We start from the raw sequence: 20,062 nt of genomic DNA, 5'->3' as shown, positions 1-20,062 counted from the left end.
GTCCGGCTTTTACGGACCTTGACTAATCCAGCCCTGACGGGAGCGACCATCCCCGTCAGGGGGTGCGTACGTCTTTCGCTTGGGGAAACTTGAGAGGAAGGCAGCATGAAAGAACACAGCCAATTGGCCGTGTCTGCGCCTTCCGGCGCTCCGCAGCAGTGGCATGACATCAATTGGTGTCGTGTTCAGCGGAACGTACGGGCGATGCAGATACGGATTGCGAAGGCTTGTCGGGAAGGCAAACGGCGCAAGGTGAAAGCCCTGCAACGGATGCTGACCCGCTCGCACTCGGCCAGATACTTGGCCGTCCGGCGAGTCACTGAAAACCAAGGCAAACGAACGGCAGGAGTCGACCGCGTGCTTTGGGATACACCTGACGCCAAATGGAATGCGGTAACAAGGTTGAAGCGCCAAGGATATAAGCCACGGCCTTTACGGCGTGTGTTTATTCCAAAGTCAAACGGGAAGGAGCGCCCTCTGGGCATTCCGACCATGACGGACAGGGCAATGCAAGCGTTGTATTTGCTTGCTCTGGCGCCTGTTGCAGAAACCACCGGTGATCCAAATAGCTACGGCTTCAGGATCGAACGTTCGACGGCGGATGCAATGGGGCAGCTGTTCGTATGCCTATCCAAAAAGGTTTCGGCCCAATGGGTATTGGAAGCGGACATCAAAGGCTGCTTTGACCATATCAACCATGACTGGCTGATCACTAATGTCCCAACGGACAGTGTGATCCTTCGAAAGTGGTTGAAGGCTGGCGTGATTCATAAAGGCCAGTTGCAGGCAACGGATGCTGGTACGCCACAGGGTGGAATCATTTCACCTACCTTGGCAAATCTGGTGCTCGATGGACTGGAATCACAGCTCAAGCAACATCTGGGTGTGACAAGGGCCAAGAAGCTGAAAATCAATGTGGTGCGATATGCGGACGACTTTGTGATAACCGGTAACTCGAAAGAGACGCTGGAAAACGAGGTCAGACCTTGGGTAGAACAGTTTCTCGCGGAGCGAGGGCTACAGCTGTCACCTGAGAAAACGCATGTCATACACATTGATCGAGGCTTCGACTTTCTGGGCTGGAACTTCCGCAAATACGAAGGGAAGCTCCTGATCAAACCGAGCAAGAAAAACGTGAAAACGTTCTATCGCAAGGTAAAGGAGGTTATCGACACCAATAAGACGGCAAGGCAGGACTATCTGATAAGACTGCTGAACCCGATCTTGAAAGGCTGGGCGCTTTATCACCAGCCAGTGGTAGCCAAGCAGGCGTATAGCAGGATGGACAATCTGCTGTTCCAAGCGTTATGGCGTTGGGCAAAACGGCGACACCCAAACAAGTCTCTGGAATGGATCAGGAAGAAGTATTTCCGCGCTCATGAAGGTAGACACTGGGTGTACTCCACCACGGTGACGGAGGAAGGTGGGGCAAACAGGACGATCGCTCTGTACTCGCTTGCGAGCACACCGATCGAGCGGCACAAGAAGGTGAGTGGGGAGTACAACCCCTTTGACCCTTCCATGGAAGAAATGGGTGAGAAGCTGCGAATGGCGCGGATGTCTAACAAACTGAAGTACCGCAAGCAGATTCTAAGCCTGTTCCAAAGTCAGAAAGGACTGTGTCAGCTGTGCATGCAACCGATCAACAAGGAGACGGGATGGCACGACCATCACATCATTCACCGCACCCAGGGCGGTGGAGACACCTTGGAGAACCGGGTACTATTGCACCCTGTGTGTCATCAGCAGCTCCATAGCCGCGGGTTGACAGTAAACAAGCCGGCTCCGCAAGGGGCTTATTAAAGACTTGAGCCGTATGCGCTGAAAGGCGCACGTACGGTTCTTAGGGGGAGGCAGACCAGTAATGGTCTGTCTCCACCCGACTTACCTGCCTTACCACGGACGTCATGACCGACAACGACTATCTGATTGCCTGGGGCCTTTACGCATTCGCTGCGTTGGGTTGTCTGTTGGTGTGGTTCAAGCTGACCGGCTGGATGTGGCGCTACCTGCGCGAGCCGCTGCGGGTCATCGGTGCGGTGCTGCTGTTCTGCCCGACCGTGATCGACCCGGTCAAGGAAACCTACGCCCCGGCGCTGGCCATCAGCGCACTGGATCTGGCCTTCAAGGTTGGCAACAACGTCTGGCGCGCGGTGCTCGACCTTGCCACCTACGGCGCTGTCGCGCTGGGCCTGTATGTCATCTTCGCGCTGATCCGCCTGCCATTCTTGCGCCGCAAGAAAGCCCGCCAGGCCCACGCCGAAGCCGCTGCCGCCCAGGCCGCCGCCGAGCTCAAGGCCGAGGACGAGCCGTTTGCCGCGCAAGGCCCGAGCCGCTATGCCAGCCAGCCTGCTCCGGCCAATGGTTCTGGCAATAACGGCAACAATGGCGGCCGTTACCGGGTCGAACCCAAGTTGTGACCGCCTGCTGAACCTGTCGAGACCTGCGCATGTGTGAACTTCTGGGCATGAGTGCCAACGTACCGACCGACATCGTCTTCAGCTTTACCGGGCTGATGCAGCGAGGCGGTCGCACCGGCCCCCACCGCGACGGCTGGGGCATCGGCTTCTACGAAGGCCGCGGCCTGCGTCTGTTCCAGGACCCGGCGGCCAGCAGCGAGTCGGAAGTGGCGCAACTGGTGCAGCGCTATCCGATCAAGAGCGAAGTGGTTATCGGCCACATTCGCCAGGCCAACGTCGGCAAGGTCTGCCTGTCCAACACTCACCCTTTTGTACGCGAACTCTGGGGCCGCAACTGGTGCTTCGCCCATAACGGCCAGTTGGCGGACTTTCACCCCAGCGCGACCTTCTACCGCCCGGTAGGCGATACGGACAGCGAGGCGGCGTTCTGCGATCTGCTTAATCGCGTGCGCGAAGCGTTTCCGGAGCCGGTCGAGGTCGAGCAACTGCTGCCGACGCTGGTCGGCGCCTGTAACGAATATCGCAGCAAAGGCGTGTTCAACGGCCTGCTCAGCGATGGCGACTGGCTGTTCTGCTTCTGCTCGACCAAGCTTGTGCACATCACCCGACGCGCACCGTTCGGGCCGGCCAGGCTCAAGGACGTCGACGTGATCGTCGATTTCCAGGCCGAAACCACGCCCAACGATGTGGTCACGGTCATTGCCACTGAGCCTTTGACCGAGGACGAAATCTGGAACCGCTACGAGCCCGGCCACTGGAGCCTGTGGCGTCGCGGCGAATGCGTGGCCCAGGGCCGGACTGACTGAAGAGGTATGCATGCTGCGTAGCTACGTACGATTGGTGTTGTTCACCGCAGGCCTGTTGATCGGCGTGCAGATTCCCGGCTTCATCAGCGATTACACCAAGCGCGTCGAAGCGCACCTGATGGAAGCCCAGCAAAACCTGCGCGGCTACAACGAAACCGCCCAGCGCTTCTTCAATGGCGACGTGCAGGCTCTGATCCAGCACTACCGCAGCAGCGAAGACCCGGTGTTCCGCACCGACGCCAACAACATCGCCAACCTGCTGACCCGCAATCAGGTCCTCGACCGCGAATGGATGGCCCTGCAAGGCCCCTGGTACAGCCGCGCATTCCATGTCATCACGGCTGCCGACCCGGCCATCCGCACCGAAACCTGGAACGGTTACACCTGGCAAGTGCTGCTCTCGCCGGAAGTCATCGGCTGGGGCCTGGTGTGCGCCTTGCTGTTCTCGCTGGTGATCGAGAGTTTTGTGGTGTTCATCGACTGGGTGTTCGTCGGCCGGCATCACGTGCGGCCGGTCAATCGCGACTGGCGTTAAGTTAAGGCCGTTTCATCGCGTCTTGCGCCTGGCTCGATTCTGTAGGAGCGAATTCATTCGCGAAAAATGGATCAGGCGATACATATGCATCGCCTGATCTCGCGCTTCGCGAATGAATTCGCTCCTACAGTTGATGCGTCAATCCGATAGATTCATGAGGCGCCTTCCGGCACATCCCTGCACGTAGCAGCACGGCTTGCCGGCGGGGCGGTCTGTCTGTGACGAGTATGTCGTCTGATACGCGTCATTCGCGGGCAAGCGCGCTCCTACAGTCTCAGCATTACTTCGCCAAATACCGCATCCCTTCCTCCAGCCCGCGCAGCGTCAACGGGTACATCTGATCCTCGATCAGATCGCGCACGATGTTGGTGGAGGTGGTGTAGCCCCAGGCGTCCTTGGGGTAGGGGTTGATCCAGATGATTTTCTTGAACTTGGCCTGGAAGCGCTGCATCCAGACATAGCCGGCTTCTTCGTTCCAGTGTTCGACGCTGCCGCCCGGCTGGGTGATTTCGTACGGGGCCATGGCGGCGTCGCCGATGAAGATGACTTTGTAGTCGGCGCCGTATTTGTGCAGCAGGTCCTGGGTGGAGGTGCGTTCGGAGGTGCGGCGCAGGTTGTTCTTCCACACCGATTCATAAATGAAGTTGTGGAAGTAGAAGTATTCCATGTGCTTGAACTCGGTCTTGCAGGCCGAGAACAGTTCTTCGCAGATCTTCACGTGGGCGTCCATCGAGCCGCCGATGTCGAACAGCAGCAACAGCTTGATGGTGTTGCGTCGTTCGGGGCGCATCTGGATGTTCAGCAGGCCTGCGTCGCGGGCGGTGTGGTCGATGGTGCCGTCGATGTCCAGCTCATCCGCCGCGCCCTGGCGGGCGAACTTGCGCAGGCGGCGCAGGGCCACCTTGATGTTGCGGGTGCCCAGTTCCACCTGATCGTCGAGGTTCTTGTACTCGCGCTGATCCCACACCTTGGCCGCCTTGCCCTGGCGATTGCCTGCGTCGCCCACGCGGATGCCTTCGGGGTTGTAGCCGCCGGAGCCGAACGGGCTGGTGCCGCCGGTGCCGATCCACTTGTTGCCGCCTGCGTGGCGTTCCTTCTGTTCTTCCAGGCGCTTCTTGAACTCTTCGATGAGCTTGTCCAGCCCGCCCAGGGACTGGATCTGCGCGCGTTCCTCGTCGGTCAGCGAGCGCTCGAATTCCTTGCGCAGCCAGTCCTCGGGAATCAGCGCCTGCAGGTGGTCGTCGAGTTTTTCCAGGCCATTGAAGTAGGCGCCGAAGGCCCGGTCGAACTTGTCGTAGTGGCGCTCGTCCTTCACCAGGATCGCCCGCGACAGGTAATAGAACTCGTCCATGTCGGCGAAGGTCACCCGGTGTTTCAGGGCGTTGATCAGATCCAGCAGCTCCCGGACCGAAACCGGCACCTTGGCCGCGCGCATTTCATTGAACAGATTGAGCAACATAATCGGTTTCCCGCAGGTGTTCCGCAGCGTTAGCGATTGCCGCGACGGCTCATGAAGGCCAGTCGTTCGAGCAACTGCACGTCCTGCTCGTTCTTGACCAGGGCGCCGGCCAGCGGCGGGATGGCCTTGGTCGGGTCACGTTCGCGCAACACGGCCTCGCCGATGTTGTCGGCCATCAGCAGCTTGAGCCAGTCCACCAGCTCCGAGGTCGAGGGTTTCTTCTTCAGGCCCGGCACCTTGCGCACGTCGAAGAACACGTCCAGCGCTTCGCTGACCAGGTCCTTCTTGATGTCGGGGTAGTGCACGTCGACGATCTGCTGCAGGGTGTTGCGGTCCGGGAAGGCGATGTAATGGAAGAAGCAGCGGCGCAGGAAGGCGTCCGGCAGCTCTTTCTCGTTGTTGGAGGTAATGATGATGATCGGGCGCTTCTTGGCCTTGATCGTCTCGTCGATCTCGTAGACGTAGAACTCCATCTTGTCGAGTTCTTGCAGCAGGTCGTTGGGGAATTCGATGTCGGCCTTGTCGATCTCGTCGATCAGCAGAATCACCCGCTCGTCGGCCTCGAACGCTTCCCACAGCTTGCCCTTTTTCAGGTAATTGCGAACGTCGTGGACCTTGTCGACACCCAGCTGCGAGTCGCGCAGACGGCTGACCGCATCGTATTCGTACAAGCCCTGATGGGCCTTGGTGGTCGACTTGATGTGCCAGGTGATCAGCTTGGCGCCAAAGGACTCGGCCAGTTGCTCGGCGAGCATGGTCTTGCCGGTGCCAGGCTCACCCTTGACCAGCAGCGGACGCTCCAGGGTGATGGCGGCGTTGACCGCAAGCTTGAGGTCGTCGGTGGCGACATAGGCGCGAGTGCCTTCGAATTTCATCGGAAAATCCTCGAACGTGACGTGCAAACCCATGTGGCGCACGGCAATAGCTGTACAGAATGAATCCCGCGACTATAACGCGCAGCCCGCGCCGCTGTGAACGCGGACGGATTATTCAGTAGCTGAATGGTGGGTCAGGTTGTGGACGTGATGCGATCAGAGAACGCAATGTCCTGTTAGGAGTGAGCTGCTCGCGAATGCGGTGTGCCAGGCAGTGTTGAGTTGTCTGATACGCCGCTTTCGCGAGCAAGCTCACTCCCACAGGTTTTGTGTGAGTGCAAAGTGGTTACTGCGCCTGGCTCTTCCCACTGTCATACCGCGTGTTGAACGCCTGCACGAACGCATTGCGCAGGATCTGCAAAAACGCCTGGAACGCGCTGACGTCCTGCTTGTGCACGCTGCCGCTCAATTCGACGCGGGTGGCGAACTGGTTTTTGCGCTGGTTCTTGAGCACGGTTTCGCCGGCGCCGACCATGGCTTCCCAGATGGAGCGGAAGAAGCCCTTGTTCTGGTTCTCGACGTCCTGTTGCCAGTTGAAGATGTCGACGTCGCGCAGCAGGGGTTTGATGTAGCCGGTCAGCTGGCCCTTGTTGGCCTGGGCTTCGATGACGATGTCGCCGCTGCCGGCGTTGAAGTCGAACTTGCCGTAGGCCGAGGCGAGGTCGTTCAGGCGCTTGAGTTGCAGGTCGGTGGCGCGCAGCTTGAAGTCGAAGTTTTCGAAATTGCTCAGGGGGTCGAAGGTGGCGCTGGTTTCCAGCGGCGCGTGGCCTTCCAGCAGGGCCTTGCCTTCGAAGCGGGCGTCACGTTTGCCGGCGGTGTCGACCACGTTGGTCAGGTTGTAGACGCTGGCGTTGACCTCGGTGGCCTCGATTTTTACCCGCGGTGTGGAGTTGAAGTTGCTGAAGGTGATCTTGCCGTCCGTCACCCGCACTTCGTTGAGAGTGATGGGCAACAGTTTGTTCAGCTGGGCGCGCCAGTCGGTCCCGGCACCGGTCTGGGACTGCTGTTTGTCGGCGCCGCCGTCGACGAAGTTGAGTTCCGGACTGACGAACGCAACCTGCGCCACCACCGCGTGGTCGTACCAGAGTGAGTGCCAGCTGACGGCCAGGTCGATCACCGGCGCCTTGAGCAACGGGACCGGGACCTTGCCGTCGACCTTGACGATCGAAAGGCCGTTGACCTTGTACGCGCCGCGCCACAGGGCCAGGTCAATGTCGGCGACGTGGCCGCGGTATTCGCCCATGTCGGCGAGTTTGTCGTTCAGATAGCTGCGCACCGCGTAAGGCAGCGCGATCTGAATGGCGATCAACAGCGCGATCAGGCCCACGACTGTCCACAGTGGCCAGCTATAGCGACGTTTCATGGCAAGGCTCTCCGGTTGCCGACTGATGACTGCCTGATTTGTTGACTGCCTTGCTGGTTGACTGTAGGCGATGTCACAGGTTCGCTGTGACTGGACGCAATACAGGCCTTGGGCATACGCTTCGGGCTTTTCTTCAAACCTGCACAAGGACCCGGTCATGAGCCGTATTTACGCAGACAACGCCCACTCCATTGGCAATACGCCACTGGTGCAGATCAACCGCATCGCGCCACGCGGGGTCACCATCCTGGCCAAGATCGAAGGGCGTAATCCGGGGTATTCGGTTAAATGCCGGATCGGCGCGAACATGATCTGGGATGCTGAGAGCAAGGGTAAGCTCAAGCCCGGCATGACCATCGTCGAGCCGACCTCGGGCAACACCGGGATTGGCCTGGCGTTTGTTGCTGCGGCGCGCGGTTACAAACTGGTGCTGACCATGCCCGCTTCCATGAGCATCGAGCGACGCAAGGTGCTCAAGGCGCTGGGCGCCGAGCTGGTGCTGACCGAGCCTGCCAAGGGCATGAAAGGCTCCATCGCCAAGGCCGAAGAACTGGTGGCCAGCGATCCGTCCAAGTACTTCATGCCTGCGCAGTTCGAGAACCCGGCCAACCCGGCCATTCACGAAAAGACCACGGGGCCTGAAATCTGGAACGACACCGACGGCGCCATCGACGTGCTGGTGGCCGGCGTAGGCACTGGCGGCACCATCACTGGCGTGTCGCGCTACATCAAGAACACCATGGGCAAGCCGATCGTCTCGGTGGCGGTGGAGCCGATGACGTCGCCGATCATTACCCAGGCCAAGGCCGGCCAGGAAATCACTCCAAGCCCGCACAAGATTCAGGGTATCGGCGCCGGTTTCATTCCGAAGAACCTGGATCTGGACATCGTCGACCGGGTCGAGCTGGTCAGCGAAGAAGAAGCCAAGGTCATGGCCCTGCGCCTGATGACCGAGGAGGGGATTCTGTGCGGTATCTCCTGCGGCGCAGCCATGCAGGCCGCGGTGCGCCTGGCCGAGAAGCCGGAAATGCAGGGCAAGACCATCGTGGTGATCCTGCCGGATTCGGGCGAGCGCTACCTGTCGAGCATGCTGTTCACCGACCTGTTTACTGAACAGGAGCTGACCCAGTAGTCGCCAAGGCAGGCCGCGCGGCTTTTTACCGGGCCTGCGAAGGCTTATAGTGGCCGCCATCCGGCCCTGCCAAAGGCTTGTTTCAAGTCAAATGGTGAGGTCGCGTGGCGGTTTAATTTATAAGGTCACTGACAGCGGCACATTTGGCGGTTCGCTATTGCCTGTTCCAAGGAGAGATTCATGACCCTTTCATTCGCTGCCAAGGCGGCGATCCTGCTGCTGTTTCTGGGCAGCACGCTGTATGTGCATCTGCGCGGCAAGGCGCGTTTGCCGGTATTGCGCCAGTTCGTGAACCACTCTGCGCTGTTCGCTCCTTACAACGCCTTGATGTATCTGTTTTCCAGCGTGCCGTCCAAGCCGTATCTGGACCGCAGCAAGTTCCCGGAACTGGACGTGCTCAAGGACAACTGGGAGGTCATTCGCGACGAGGCGATGCACCTGTTCGACGAGGGCTACATCCGCGCGGCCGCCAAGGACAACGACGCCGGTTTCGGTTCGTTCTTCAAGAAGGGCTGGAAGCGCTTTTACCTGAAGTGGTACGACAAACCGCTGCCGTCGGCCGAAGTGCTGTGCCCGAAAACCGTCGAGCTGGTCAGCCGCATTCCCAACGTGAAAGGCGCGATGTTCGCGTTGTTGCCCGGCGGCAGTCATTTGAACCCGCACCGCGATCCGTTCGCCGGTTCCCTGCGTTATCACCTGGGACTGTCGACGCCCAACTCCGACGATTGCCGGATTTTCGTCGATGGCAAGGTCTACGCCTGGCGTGACGGCGAAGACGTGATGTTCGATGAAACCTATGTGCACTGGGTCAAGAACGAAACCGACGTGACCCGCGTGATCCTGTTCTGCGACATCGAGCGGCCGTTGAGCAACCGTTTCATGACCGCCGTCAACCGCAGCGTCAGTGCGTTTCTCGGGCGTGCCACCGCACCGCAGAACACCGACGACGAGCGCGTCGGCGGGATCAACCAGGCCTACGCCTTCAGCAAGCGTTTCAGCAATGCGTTCAGCGGCAAGGTCAAGCAGTTCAAGCGCGCCAATCCCAAGGCCTACCGCATCCTGCGCCCGGTGCTGGCGGTGGTCGTGCTGACCCTCTTGGGCTACTGGCTGTTCGGCTGATACAAACTGTTGCAACAATCACCGCGCGCTGGTTATAGTCAGCGCCGGTGTCTTGAAACACGTCGAAACACCACACCCCAATCCGAAGAAGATCAGCGCCATGCCTGCTTCCCGCCCACTGTTCACGTTCGATGCCGCAGCTTCTGCTGTGGGGACTCCGTGTGGCGACCAGCAAGCGTTCTACATCACGCGCTATCCACCTCCATCTCCTGTGACCTCTGCGGTTGTGTGCGCTGCCGTTGCGCCGCCAGCCGTGGTCGTGCTTGGCTGATCGACTGCCTTCGCGCTGTCGGTTCACGCCTGCAAAGCCCAACAAAACGTTTGTGAATCCGGTTCTCGGGCCGGGTCCGATTTTGTCTGAATCACAGGTGACACCATGTTTGCCAACAAAGCCCTGGCCTCGATGGCCACGACTACGCTGTTCGTCCTGCTCTGGAGCAGTGGCGCGATCGTTTCCAAGTGGGGCCTGACCCACGCTTCGCCCTTTGCCTTTCTGCTGTTTCGTTTCCTGCTGGCGCTGATCGCGCTGGCGATCCTCATCCCGACCCTGGGCTACAAACTGCCCGCCACACGCCGGTCGATGCGCTATGCGTTGGCGACCGGCGCGATTCTGCTGGGCGCCTATCAGATCTGCTACCTGCTGGCGCTGGACATGAAAGTGGCGCCGGGCGTCATGGCGACCATCATGGGTGTGCAACCGATCCTGACCGCCGTGTTGGTGGAACGCAGCCGCGCATGGTCGCGGATGTTCGGCCTGTGTCTGGGGCTGGCGGGGTTGGTGCTGGTGGTTTTTCAGGGCATCGGCGATGGCGGTTCGCTGGCGGGTATGGCCTTTGGCGTGTTGGGGATGCTGGCGATGACCGGCGGCTCGATCATGCAGAAGCGCATCACCGACAACCCGCTGGGCACGCTGCCGGTCCAGTACTTCGCCGGGACGCTGGTGTGCGCGGCGTTCGTGCCGTTTCAGGCGTTTCACTTCGAGCACAACTTCGGCTTCTACGTGCCGGTGCTGTACATGGGCCTGGTGGTCTCGGTGCTGGCGACCTTCCTGCTGTACCGGCTGATCGCCCAGGGCAATCTGGTGAATGTCACCAGCCTGTTCTACCTGGTGCCGGCGGTGACGGCGATCATGGATTACCTGATCTTCGGCAATCGCCTGGCGCTGCTGAGCCTGTTGGGGATGGTGCTGATCGTGGTGGGGCTGGTGTTTGTGTTTCGTAAGGTGAAGTAACGCCGCAAGGGATACACCACCCCCGTAGCAGCACGGCTTGCCGGCGGGGCGGTGTATCTGTAACGAAGATGTCGACTGACACACCGCCCCGCCGGCAAGCCGTGCTGCTACGGGGGAGGGTGGTGTGGAGACGTTTGCGGGTTACAACACAAACCGCGTCACCAGGCCGTTCAAATCAACGGCCAGGCGCGACAATTCCTGGCTGGCCGCCGAGGTCTGGGTGGCGCCTGCGGCGGTCTGGGTCGACAGGTCGCGGATGTTCACCAGGCTGCGATCCACTTCCCGGGCCACCAGCGACTGCTGCTCTGCCGCGCTGGCGATGACTAGGTTGCGCTGGTTGATCTGCGAGATCGCGGCGGTGATTTTCTCCAGCGCCTGGCCCGCGCCACTGGCCCGTTGCAGGGTCTGTTCAGCCTGGGTCGCGCTGTTCTGCATGGCGCCGACGGTCTGCTGGGTGCCGGTCTGGATGCTGCTGATCATCTGCTCGATTTCCTGGGTCGAGTCCTGGGTGCGCTGGGCCAGCGAGCGAACCTCATCAGCGACCACCGCAAACCCACGCCCGGCTTCACCCGCCCGCGCCGCCTCGATGGCGGCGTTGAGCGCCAAAAGGTTGGTCTGCCCGGCGATGCCGCGAATCACTTCCAGCACCTTGCTGATGTCCTGTGCCTGATCGGCCAGCCCTTGGGCCTGGGTCGACGCGTCCATGACTTCATCCACCAGCCCCTGAATCGACGCGATGGTCTCGCTGACCTGGCGATGGCCGTGCTGGCTGTCGGCGTCGGACGCGCGGGATGCTTCGGAGGTGGACACCGCGTTGCTCGCCACTTCGTCCACCGCCGCGCTCATCTCGGTGACGGCGGTGGCGGCCAGTTCGATCTCGTCGTTCTGCGCCTGCAGGCTGCGGGTGCTCTGTTCCATCACCGAGCTCATTTCCTCGGCTGCCGAGGCCAGTTGCTGCGACGACTCGCTGATGCCGCGAATGGTCGAGCGCAGGTTCTGTTGCATAGTCGAGAGTGCCGTCAGCAACTGCGCCGGTTCGTCCCGGCCTTGATGGGTGATATGAGCGGTGAGGTTGCCGCCAGCGATGGTCTGCGCCACGCTCAGCGCTTCGCTGATGGGGCGCACGATGCTGCGGGTGAGGGCCCAGGCCAGAATCAGGGTCAGCGTCAGGGACAGCACGATGATCGAGGCGACGATGGTCTGCGATTGATCGTAGACGCGGGTCGCTTCCTTGACGGCGTCATCGGCGCCTTGCTGGTTCAGGGCGATCATTCCTTCCAGCGCAGAGTCCAGCTTGCGGCCGATGGCTGAGAGTTCGCTGTTGATTCGCGCCACGGCCTGATCGACCTGGCCGGCGTCGATGCTGACGATGGCCTGGTCCAGCACCCGCTGGTAATCGTTGAACAGGTCAGACACTTCGGCGAGACGTGCCAGTTCCTGTGGGGCGCTGGCGTGGGATCTGTACTCGGTCAGGTGCTTCTGCCAGGCGCTGCGTTCTTCGCCGATGACACCCTGGCTCTTGCGATGGCTGCCCGGGTCGCTGTTGGCGATCAGGCGCAGCGCTTCCATGCGTATGGTCATGACGTTTTCGGTTGCGTCGTGCATGGCTTCGATTCTGGGCATCCACGACTGCTCCAGCACTTCGGCGCTGGAACGCAGCCAGGCCATCTTGATCAGGCAGAACACCCCGACCATCGCCAGCAAGACGCCGACCAACCCAAAACCCAATCCCGCCCTGATCCCGATACGCATGTTTCTGATGGACATCTACAACTCCTTTGGCACTCGAAAGTAGGTTCTCCAAGCCTTTTTTGTATTTTTGTGCGGTGGCTTTCGCGCCTGTATATCAAATAGCTATCATCTTGATAAAGGCGAGGTTTTTGCCGGAAAGGGTGATTTCGGGAGGGCGGGAAAGTTGAAGTTTGGTGAGGCTGATGTGTAACGCGGATGAAACAGATCGCCAACCCCAGCAGGCGCGGGGGTTGCAAGTTGTTCTCATTTGTTAAGTTTTGATCAAACGACCGTTCTATTCCTGACCAAACGGTCGAACTAAAATAAATGTGTCGAAACACGTCTTTACGACGAACAACCTTTGTAGGAGCGCGCTTGCCCGCGACTGCGGTGGGTCTGTAAAAAATAATTCAGCAGGCCCATCGCAGTTGCGGGCAAGCGCGCTCCTACAAGATTCGCATTCAGCTCAGGCTCACGTGGCGGCTCAACAGCGCGCGCAACGCCGCCGGTTTGACCGGCTTGGCAAGATATTCGAGGCCCGCCGCGTGCACCTGGGCCAGCAATTCCGGGCGGCCGTCGGCGCTGATCAACACGCCCGGCACCGGTTCACCCAGTTGCGTGCGCAGCCAGGCCATGACTTCGGTGCCGGTGTCGCCGTGGTCCAGGTGGTAGTCCACCAGCGCCAAGTGCGGGCGCACGCCGTCGTCGAGCAGGCTCTGGCATTCCTCGCGGTTGCGCGCGGTCCAGACCTGGCAGCCCCAGCGGCTGAGCAGGCTGTTCATGCCGATCAGGATGCTGTCTTCGTTGTCGACACACAGCACCTGCGTGCCGTTGAGGGCCGCGCGCTTGGGTTGCGCGCTGGCCTGCGGGACCGGTTGGTTTCGCGCCAATGGCACCGTAACGCTGAACACGCTGCCCTTGCCCGGCCAGGAGCGTACTTCCAGGCTGTGGCCCAGCACCCGGCACAAACCATCGGCGATCGCCAGGCCTAGGCCCAAGCCTTTTTCGGCGCGGGTCTGGTGGCTGTCCAGGCGTTTGAATTCTTCGAAGATCACCTGACGCTTGTCTTCGGGAATGCCCGGGCCACGGTCCCAGACTTCCAGGCTCAGGTGCTGGCCCTTGCGCCGTACGCCCAGCAGGATCGGCCCCTTGGCGTAGCGGAAGGCGTTGGTGAGGAAATTCTGCAGCACCCGACGCAGCAACTTCACGTCACTGGCGACCCGCAATTGGCTGCCGCGCACACGGAAGCTCAAACCCTGTTCCTGAGCCAGTGCCTTGAATTCGGCGCCCAGGGTGTCGAACAGATTGTTGAGCGGGAAGGGCGCGATGGTCGGTGTGAATTTGCCGTTTTCCAGGCGGGAAATATCCAGCAGGTCGCTGATCAGGTCTTCGGCCGAACGCAGCGAGCTGTCCAGATGGTGGATCAGCTTGCGCGCCTCATCGGGCACGTTGTCGTCGGTGTGCAAAAGGGCCGCCGAGAACAGCCGCGCGGCGTTCATCGGCTGCATCAGGTCATGGCTGACCGCGGCGAGAAAACGCGTCTTGGACTGGTTCGCCGCTTCCGCGTGGGCCTTGGCTTCGGTCAGGGCCAGGTTCAGTTGCGACAGCTCACGGGTGCGTTCGGCCACCCGTTGTTCGAGGCTTTCATTGACGCCCTTGAGCGCCTGCTCGGCCTCGCGGAACGCGGTGATGTCGGTGAAACTCATGACGAAGCCGCCGCCGGGCATCGGGTTGCCGATCAGCTCGATCACCCGGCCATTGGGGAACAGACGTTCGGAGGTATGCGCGCGGCCCTGGCGCATCCAGTGCAGGCGCCGGGCCACGTGCACCTCGGCCTCGCCCGGGCCGAGCAGGCCGCGTTCGGCGTTGTAGCGGATGATGTCGGCGATCGGCCGGCCGACGCTGATCAGGCCTTCGGGGTAATTGAACAGCTCCAGATAGCGGTCGTTCCAGGCCACCAGGCGCAGGTTCTGATCCACCACGCTGATGCCCTGGGTGATGTTCTCGATGGCGCCTTGCAGCAGCGCGCGGTTGAACTGCAGCACCTCCGAGGCTTCGTCGGCGATGCGCACCACGTCTTCGAGCTGCATGTCGCGGCCTTCGATGGCGGCCTTGACCACCGCGCGGGTCGACGAGGTGCCGAGCACGCCCGCCAGCAGCCGTTCGGTGTGGGCGATCCACTCGCCGTTGGCGTTCTGGTTGGGGTTGAAGCCCTTGCCCTGCCGATAGGCGAAGCGGATGAAGCTCTGCTGGGCGCGCTCTTCACCGACGAAGCGCGCCGAGAGCTTGAGCAAATCCTCGATCTGCACCGCCAACAGCGATCGGTTGTTGGGCCGCGCCTGCAATTCCTGGCCGATGAAGCGCCCGGCCTGCCAGTGCTCCGACACGCGGGTGCGCGACAGCAGCGAGACCCAGGCGAACAGGATGAAGTTGCCCGCCATCGACAGCAGCACGCCCTGGGTCAGCGGGCTGATCGGCAGGTTGAACGGGTTGCTGTGCAGCCAGGCCAGCAGTGGGAAGCTGTTCAGCGACCAGCCCATGCTGTGGGCGGTGATCGGCAGTACCAGGGTGTAGAACCAGATGAACACCCCGGCGGCGAGCCCGGCGAACACGCCGCGGCGGTTGGCCTGCTTCCAGTACAGCGCGCCGATCATGGCAGGCGCCAGCTGGGTGATGGCGGCGAACGCCACCTGGCCGATGGTCGCCAGACTGGCGGTGGAACCCAGCAGCCGGTAACTCACGTAGGCCAGCAGCAGAATGACCACGATGCTGACCCGGCGCACCGACAGCATCCAGTAACGAAACACCTCGAACGGCCGCTCGGCGGTTTTGCGCCGCAGCAGCCACGGCAGCAGCATGTCGTTGGAGACCATGGTCGACAGCGCCACACTGGCGACGATCACCATGCCGGTCGCCGCCGATGCGCCACCGATGAACGCCAGCATCGCCAGCGCCGGGTGAGCGTGGGCCAGCGGCACGCTGATGACGAAGGAGTCGGGCAGCACCGAGCCTGGCAGCAGCATTTGCCCGGCCAGTGCGATCGGCACAACGAACAGCCCGGCCAGCAGCAAGTAGGCCGGAAACACCCACTTGGCCAGGCGCAGGTCCTGGGGCTCGATGTTCTCCACCACCGTGACGTGGAACTGCCGCGGCAGGCAGACGATGGCCATCATCGCCACGCCGGTCTGCACCACCATCGACGGCCAGTTGATGGTTTCTTTCCAGTACTCCTCCAGGCGCGGTGCGAGCATCGCCTGATTGAACAGATCGTCGACCCCGTCATAGAGGCCGAAGGTCACGAACACCCCCACGGCCATGAAGGCGAACAGCTTGACCAGCGATTCGAAGGCGATGGCCAGGACCATGCCGCGGTGGTGTTCGGTGGCGTCCAGGTTGCGCGTGCCGAACACGATGGTGAACAGCGCCAGCACCAGCGAGACCACCAGCGCAGTGTCCTGGGCGCGGGTGCCCGCGGCGTCGGCGCCGGCACCGATCAGGATGTTCACGCCCAGGACGATGCCCTTGAGTTGCAGGGCGATGTAGGGCAGCACGCCGATCAGGCAGATCAGCGCCACCACCACCGCCAGCGTCTGGGATTTGCCGTAGCGGGCGGCGATGAAGTCGGCGATCGAGGTGATGTTTTCCTGTTTGCTGATCAGCACCATTTTCTGCAGCACCCAGGGCGCCAGCAGCAGGAGAAGAATGGGGCCCAGGTAGATCGGCAGGAACGACCACAATTGCTCGGCTGCCTGGCCCACGGCGCCGAAGAAGGTCCAGCTGGTGCAATAGACGGCCAGCGACAGGCTGTACACCCACGCGCGCAACCGAGGGGGCAGGGCGGCGCTGCGGCGGTCGCCGTAGAAAGCGATGGCGAACATGATGGCCATATAGGCCAGGGCGACGGCGGCGATCAGTCCGCTGGACAGCGACATGGGAACTCCAGACTCAGGCACGTAACGTTTGCGCGGCAATCCTTCTGCGCCCGGACAGTCTCGCACGGCTGTGGGCGTTCGTCTTTCTCGACCAAGGTCGCAGCGGCGGGGTGTCGCAGACGCATCGGTTGTGGCGTATATCTGCTAAATCTATGACCTATAGAGAAACTACCCGCTTAGTAGATATTTACTCAGGCCGTAACATGAATCCCACCTCACACGAGGACAGGAGCCCGTTCATGACTTACGCCACGTTCAACCCCGGCAGACCCTTCAGCCAACTGAGCCACCCCAGCGAAGTGATCCGCCAGTTCACCCCCAACTGGTTCGCCGCGACCATGGGCACCGGGATTCTCTCGGCCGTGCTGACCCAGTTGCCGGTGCAGATTCCCGGCCTGTTTCATCTGGCCGAGGCGCTGTGGATGCTCAACATCCTGATGTTCCTCACCTTTGCGTTGCTCTACACCGCGCGCTGGGTGATGTTTTTCGATCAGGCGCGGCGGGTGTTCGGGCATTCCACGGTGTCGATGTTCTTCGGAACCATCCCGATGGGCATGGCGACCATCATCAACGGCCTGTTCATCTTCGGCCTGCCGCGTTGGGGCGAAGGCGTGCTGCCGCTGGCCGAGGCGCTGTGGTGGCTGGATGTGGCGATGTCGCTGGCCTGTGGCGTGCTGATCCCGTTCATGATGTTCACTCGCCAGGAGCACCGGATCGACCAGATGACCGCCGTCTGGCTGTTGCCGGTGGTGGCGGCTGAAGTCGCGGCGGCCAGCGGTGGCCTGCTGGCGCCGCATCTGGTCAGCAGCCACAGCCAGTTCAGCGTGCTGATTACCAGTTACGTGCTATGGGCGCTGTCGGTACCGGTGGCGTTCAGCATTCTGACGATCCTGCTGTTGCGCATGGCCTTGCACAAGTTGCCCCACGAAAGCATGGCGTCGTCGAGCTGGCTGGCGCTGGGGCCGATCAGCACCGGGGCCTATGGGCTGATCGTGCTCGGCGCCGATTCTCCCGCCATTTTCGCCGCCAATGGCCTGGCAGGCGTGGGCGAGATCGCCTCGGGGCTGGGGCTGATCGGCGGGATCATCCTCTGGGGCGTGGGCGTCTGGTGGTTGTTGATGGCGGTGCTGATCACCGTTCGCTACCTGCGCAATGGCATGCCGTTCAACCTGGGCTGGTGGGGCTTTACCTTTCCCATCGGCGTCTTCGCCCTGACCACCCTCAAGCTGGGCGCGGTGTTGCACCTCGCGTTCTTCTCGGCATTTGGCACCGTGCTGGTGGCCGGCCTTGCGGCTTTGTGGCTGGTGATCATGCGGCGCACGGTGGTGGGGGCCTATAAAGGCGAGTTGTTCGTGTCGCCGTGCATTGCGGGGTTGAATGCCAACTGCGGCCATCTATCGACAATCCCCGATTGAACGTCTTCAATGTGGCTCGGATTGGACCTTCGGCGTTCCAATCCTGTAAGCCGCATGCGGCGCCACTCAGGATCAGGATCGATGAGTCAGACGCAGTTCAGTTTGTTGGGCAAGCGGCGTTTCCTGCCGTTTTTCGTGACCCAGTCCCTCGGGGCGTTCAACGACAACATCTTCAAGCAGTCGCTGATCCTCGCCATTCTCTACAAGCTGACCATCGACGGCGATCGCTCGATCTACGTCAACCTGTGCGCCTTGCTGTTCATCCTGCCGTTTTTCCTGTTCTCGGCGCTGGCCGGGCAGTTCGGTGAGAAGTATCCCAAGGACCGGCTGATCCGCATGATCAAGGTGCTGGAGATCGCGATCATGGTGGTCGGCGCCGTGGGCTTTCTGTTCGATCACCTGTCGCTGATGCTGGCAGCGCTGTTCGCCATGGGGACCCACTCGGCGCTGTTCGGGCCGGTGAAGTATTCGATCCTGCCGCAACATTTGCATGAGAACGAGCTGGTGGGCGGCAACGGCCTGGTGGAAATGGGCACCTTTCTGGCGATTCTGGCGGGCACCATCGGCGCCGGGATCATGATGTCGGCCACCCATTACGCCCCGGTGGTTTCCGTGGCCATGGTCGGCGTGGCCTGCCTGGGTTATCTGGCCAGCCGCGGCATTCCTCCGGCGCCGGCCTCAAGCCCGGAAATGCGCCTGAACTGGAACATCTTCAGCGAATCCTGGGCCACCCTGAAACTCGGCCTGGGGCAGACCAAGGCGGTGTCGCGCTCGATCGTCGGCAACTCGTGGTTCTGGTTCGTCGGGGCGATCTACCTGACGCAGATCCCGGCCTACGCCAAGGAATTCCTCTATGGCGATGAAACCGTCGTCACCCTGATCCTCACCGTGTTCTCCATCGGCATCGCCGCCGGTTCCATGCTCTGCGAGCGGCTGTCGGGGCGCAAGGTGGAGATCGGCCTGGTGCCGTTCGGCTCCATGGGCCTGACGGTGTTCGGCCTCTTGCTGTGGTGGCACTCCGGCGGTTTCCCGCAGAACGTGCAGGCCAACAACTGGCTGGCGGTGCTCGGTTATGGCCAGGCGTGGTGGGTATTGCTGGACATTCTGGGCATTGGCGTGTTCGGCGGCTTCTATATCGTGCCGCTGTATGCGCTGATCCAGTCGCGCACACCCGAGAAGGAGCGCTCGCGGGTCATCGCCTCCAACAACATCCTCAACGCGTTGTTCATGGTGGTCTCGGCGATTGTCTCGATCATTTTCCTGAGTGTGGTCAAGCTGTCGATTCCGCAGCTGTTCCTGGTCATCTCGCTGATGAACATCGCGGTCAACACCTACATCTTCAAGATCGTCCCCGAGTTCACCATGCGTTTCATGATCTGGCTGCTCAGCCATTCCATGTACCGCGTGGAGCATCGCGACCTGGAGCAGATCCCCGATGAAGGCGCTGCGCTGCTGGTGTGCAACCATGTGTCGTTCGTCGACGCCTTGCTGATTGCTGGCTCGGTGCGCAGGCCGATCCGCTTTGTCATGTACTACAAGATCTTCAACCTGCCGGTGCTCAACTTCATTTTCCGCACGGCCGGGGCGATCCCGATTGCCGGGCGCAGCGAAGACCTGCAGGTCTACGATCAGGCGTTCAAGCGCATTGCCGAGTACCTGAAGGAAGGCGAACTGGTGTGCATTTTCCCGGAAGGCAAGCTGACCACCACCGGCGAGATCGACGAGTTCAAGGGCGGCATGACCCGCGTGCTGACCGAGACCGACGTGCCGGTGATTCCGCTGGCGTTGCGAGGGCTGTGGGGCAGCTTCTTCAGCCGCGATCCGGACAAGGGCCTGTTTCGCAGACTGTGGTCGAAGGTGACGCTGGTGGCGGGGCCGGCGCTGGCCGGTGATCAGTCAGAGCCTGCGCTGGTGCGCGAGCGGGTGGCGCAGTTGCGTGGGGATGCCAGGTAATCGGAATGCCGTAGTCCTGAATTGTGGGAGCCGGCTTGGTGCGGGCGGCGTTCCGACGAATACGGTGTGTCATTCACCGCACCAGGTGTCT

At 61.4% G+C, this 20,062-nt stretch carries 14 protein-coding genes; 9 read left to right on the top strand and 5 right to left on the bottom strand.

All coding sequences use genetic code 11. The features are described 5' to 3' along the window. The first annotated feature begins 105 nt into the window (after window positions 1-105). The 4 genes from ltrA (at window position 106) to AC1MEK_RS03815 (ending at window position 3,761) form a co-directional block, all read left to right on the top strand. Window positions 106-1,803, top strand: coding sequence for a group II intron reverse transcriptase/maturase (gene ltrA, locus AC1MEK_RS03830; RefSeq protein WP_480394939.1), 1,698 nt, complete (start codon window positions 106-108; stop codon window positions 1,801-1,803). 104 nt (window positions 1,804-1,907) lie between these two features. After that, the gene (locus tag AC1MEK_RS03825; protein ID WP_480394938.1) at window positions 1,908-2,420 is read left to right on the top strand and encodes an MFS transporter; all 513 of its coding nucleotides are present in this window, start codon (window positions 1,908-1,910) and stop codon (window positions 2,418-2,420) included. 29 nt (window positions 2,421-2,449) lie between these two features. Then, complete coding sequence (locus AC1MEK_RS03820) at window positions 2,450-3,226, top strand: class II glutamine amidotransferase (protein WP_480394937.1); 777 nt, start codon at window positions 2,450-2,452, stop codon at window positions 3,224-3,226. Between the two features lie 10 nt (window positions 3,227-3,236). Further along, window positions 3,237-3,761 carry a DUF2937 family protein gene (locus AC1MEK_RS03815; RefSeq protein ID WP_480394936.1) on the top strand — a complete coding sequence of 175 codons (525 nt, stop codon included), beginning with the start codon at window positions 3,237-3,239 and terminating at the stop codon, window positions 3,759-3,761. 280 nt (window positions 3,762-4,041) lie between these two features. Here AC1MEK_RS03815 and AC1MEK_RS03810 read toward each other — a convergent pair whose 3' ends face one another. From AC1MEK_RS03810 to AC1MEK_RS03800, 3 genes are all read right to left on the bottom strand, one after another. After that, on the bottom strand, window positions 4,042-5,220 hold the full coding sequence (locus tag AC1MEK_RS03810) for a vWA domain-containing protein (protein WP_480394935.1): 1,179 nt from the start codon (window positions 5,218-5,220) through the stop codon (window positions 4,042-4,044). Window positions 5,221-5,249: 29 nt separating this feature from the next. After that, window positions 5,250-6,095, bottom strand: coding sequence for an AAA family ATPase (locus tag AC1MEK_RS03805; RefSeq protein ID WP_480394934.1), 846 nt, complete (start codon window positions 6,093-6,095; stop codon window positions 5,250-5,252). 286 nt (window positions 6,096-6,381) lie between these two features. After that, complete coding sequence (locus AC1MEK_RS03800) at window positions 6,382-7,458, bottom strand: AsmA family protein (RefSeq protein WP_480394933.1); 1,077 nt, start codon at window positions 7,456-7,458, stop codon at window positions 6,382-6,384. Window positions 7,459-7,615: 157 nt separating this feature from the next. On the opposite strand from AC1MEK_RS03800, the gene cysK reads away from it, so the two are divergent. From cysK to AC1MEK_RS03785, 3 genes are all read left to right on the top strand, one after another. Further along, on the top strand, window positions 7,616-8,590 hold the full coding sequence (gene cysK / locus AC1MEK_RS03795; RefSeq protein ID WP_480394932.1) for a cysteine synthase A: 975 nt from the start codon (window positions 7,616-7,618) through the stop codon (window positions 8,588-8,590). 180 nt (window positions 8,591-8,770) lie between these two features. Next, window positions 8,771-9,709, top strand: coding sequence for an aspartyl/asparaginyl beta-hydroxylase domain-containing protein (locus AC1MEK_RS03790; protein ID WP_480394931.1), 939 nt, complete (start codon window positions 8,771-8,773; stop codon window positions 9,707-9,709). Window positions 9,710-10,085: 376 nt separating this feature from the next. Continuing rightward, the gene (locus AC1MEK_RS03785; protein WP_480394930.1) at window positions 10,086-10,940 is read left to right on the top strand and encodes a DMT family transporter; all 855 of its coding nucleotides are present in this window, start codon (window positions 10,086-10,088) and stop codon (window positions 10,938-10,940) included. 141 nt (window positions 10,941-11,081) lie between these two features. Here AC1MEK_RS03785 and AC1MEK_RS03780 read toward each other — a convergent pair whose 3' ends face one another. Next, a complete protein-coding gene (locus tag AC1MEK_RS03780; RefSeq protein ID WP_480394929.1) occupies window positions 11,082-12,707 on the bottom strand; it encodes a methyl-accepting chemotaxis protein in 1,626 nt (541 codons plus the stop codon). A gap of 425 nt (window positions 12,708-13,132) precedes the next feature. Next, window positions 13,133-16,603 carry a hybrid sensor histidine kinase/response regulator gene (locus AC1MEK_RS03775; protein ID WP_480394928.1) on the bottom strand — a complete coding sequence of 1,157 codons (3,471 nt, stop codon included), beginning with the start codon at window positions 16,601-16,603 and terminating at the stop codon, window positions 13,133-13,135. Window positions 16,604-16,842: 239 nt separating this feature from the next. Between AC1MEK_RS03775 and AC1MEK_RS03770 the strand changes: the two genes are divergently transcribed. Next, window positions 16,843-18,018, top strand: coding sequence for a TDT family transporter (locus AC1MEK_RS03770; protein ID WP_480394927.1), 1,176 nt, complete (start codon window positions 16,843-16,845; stop codon window positions 18,016-18,018). An 81-nt stretch (window positions 18,019-18,099) separates the two neighbouring features. Beyond that, a complete protein-coding gene (locus tag AC1MEK_RS03765; RefSeq protein ID WP_480394926.1) occupies window positions 18,100-19,971 on the top strand; it encodes an MFS transporter in 1,872 nt (623 codons plus the stop codon). Window positions 19,972-20,062: the final 91 nt, after the last annotated feature.

The organism is Pseudomonas sp. 2, assembly GCF_056627435.1.
Note: the sequence above shows the minus strand (reverse complement) of the source record. Positions and strands in the feature narration are given on the sequence as shown.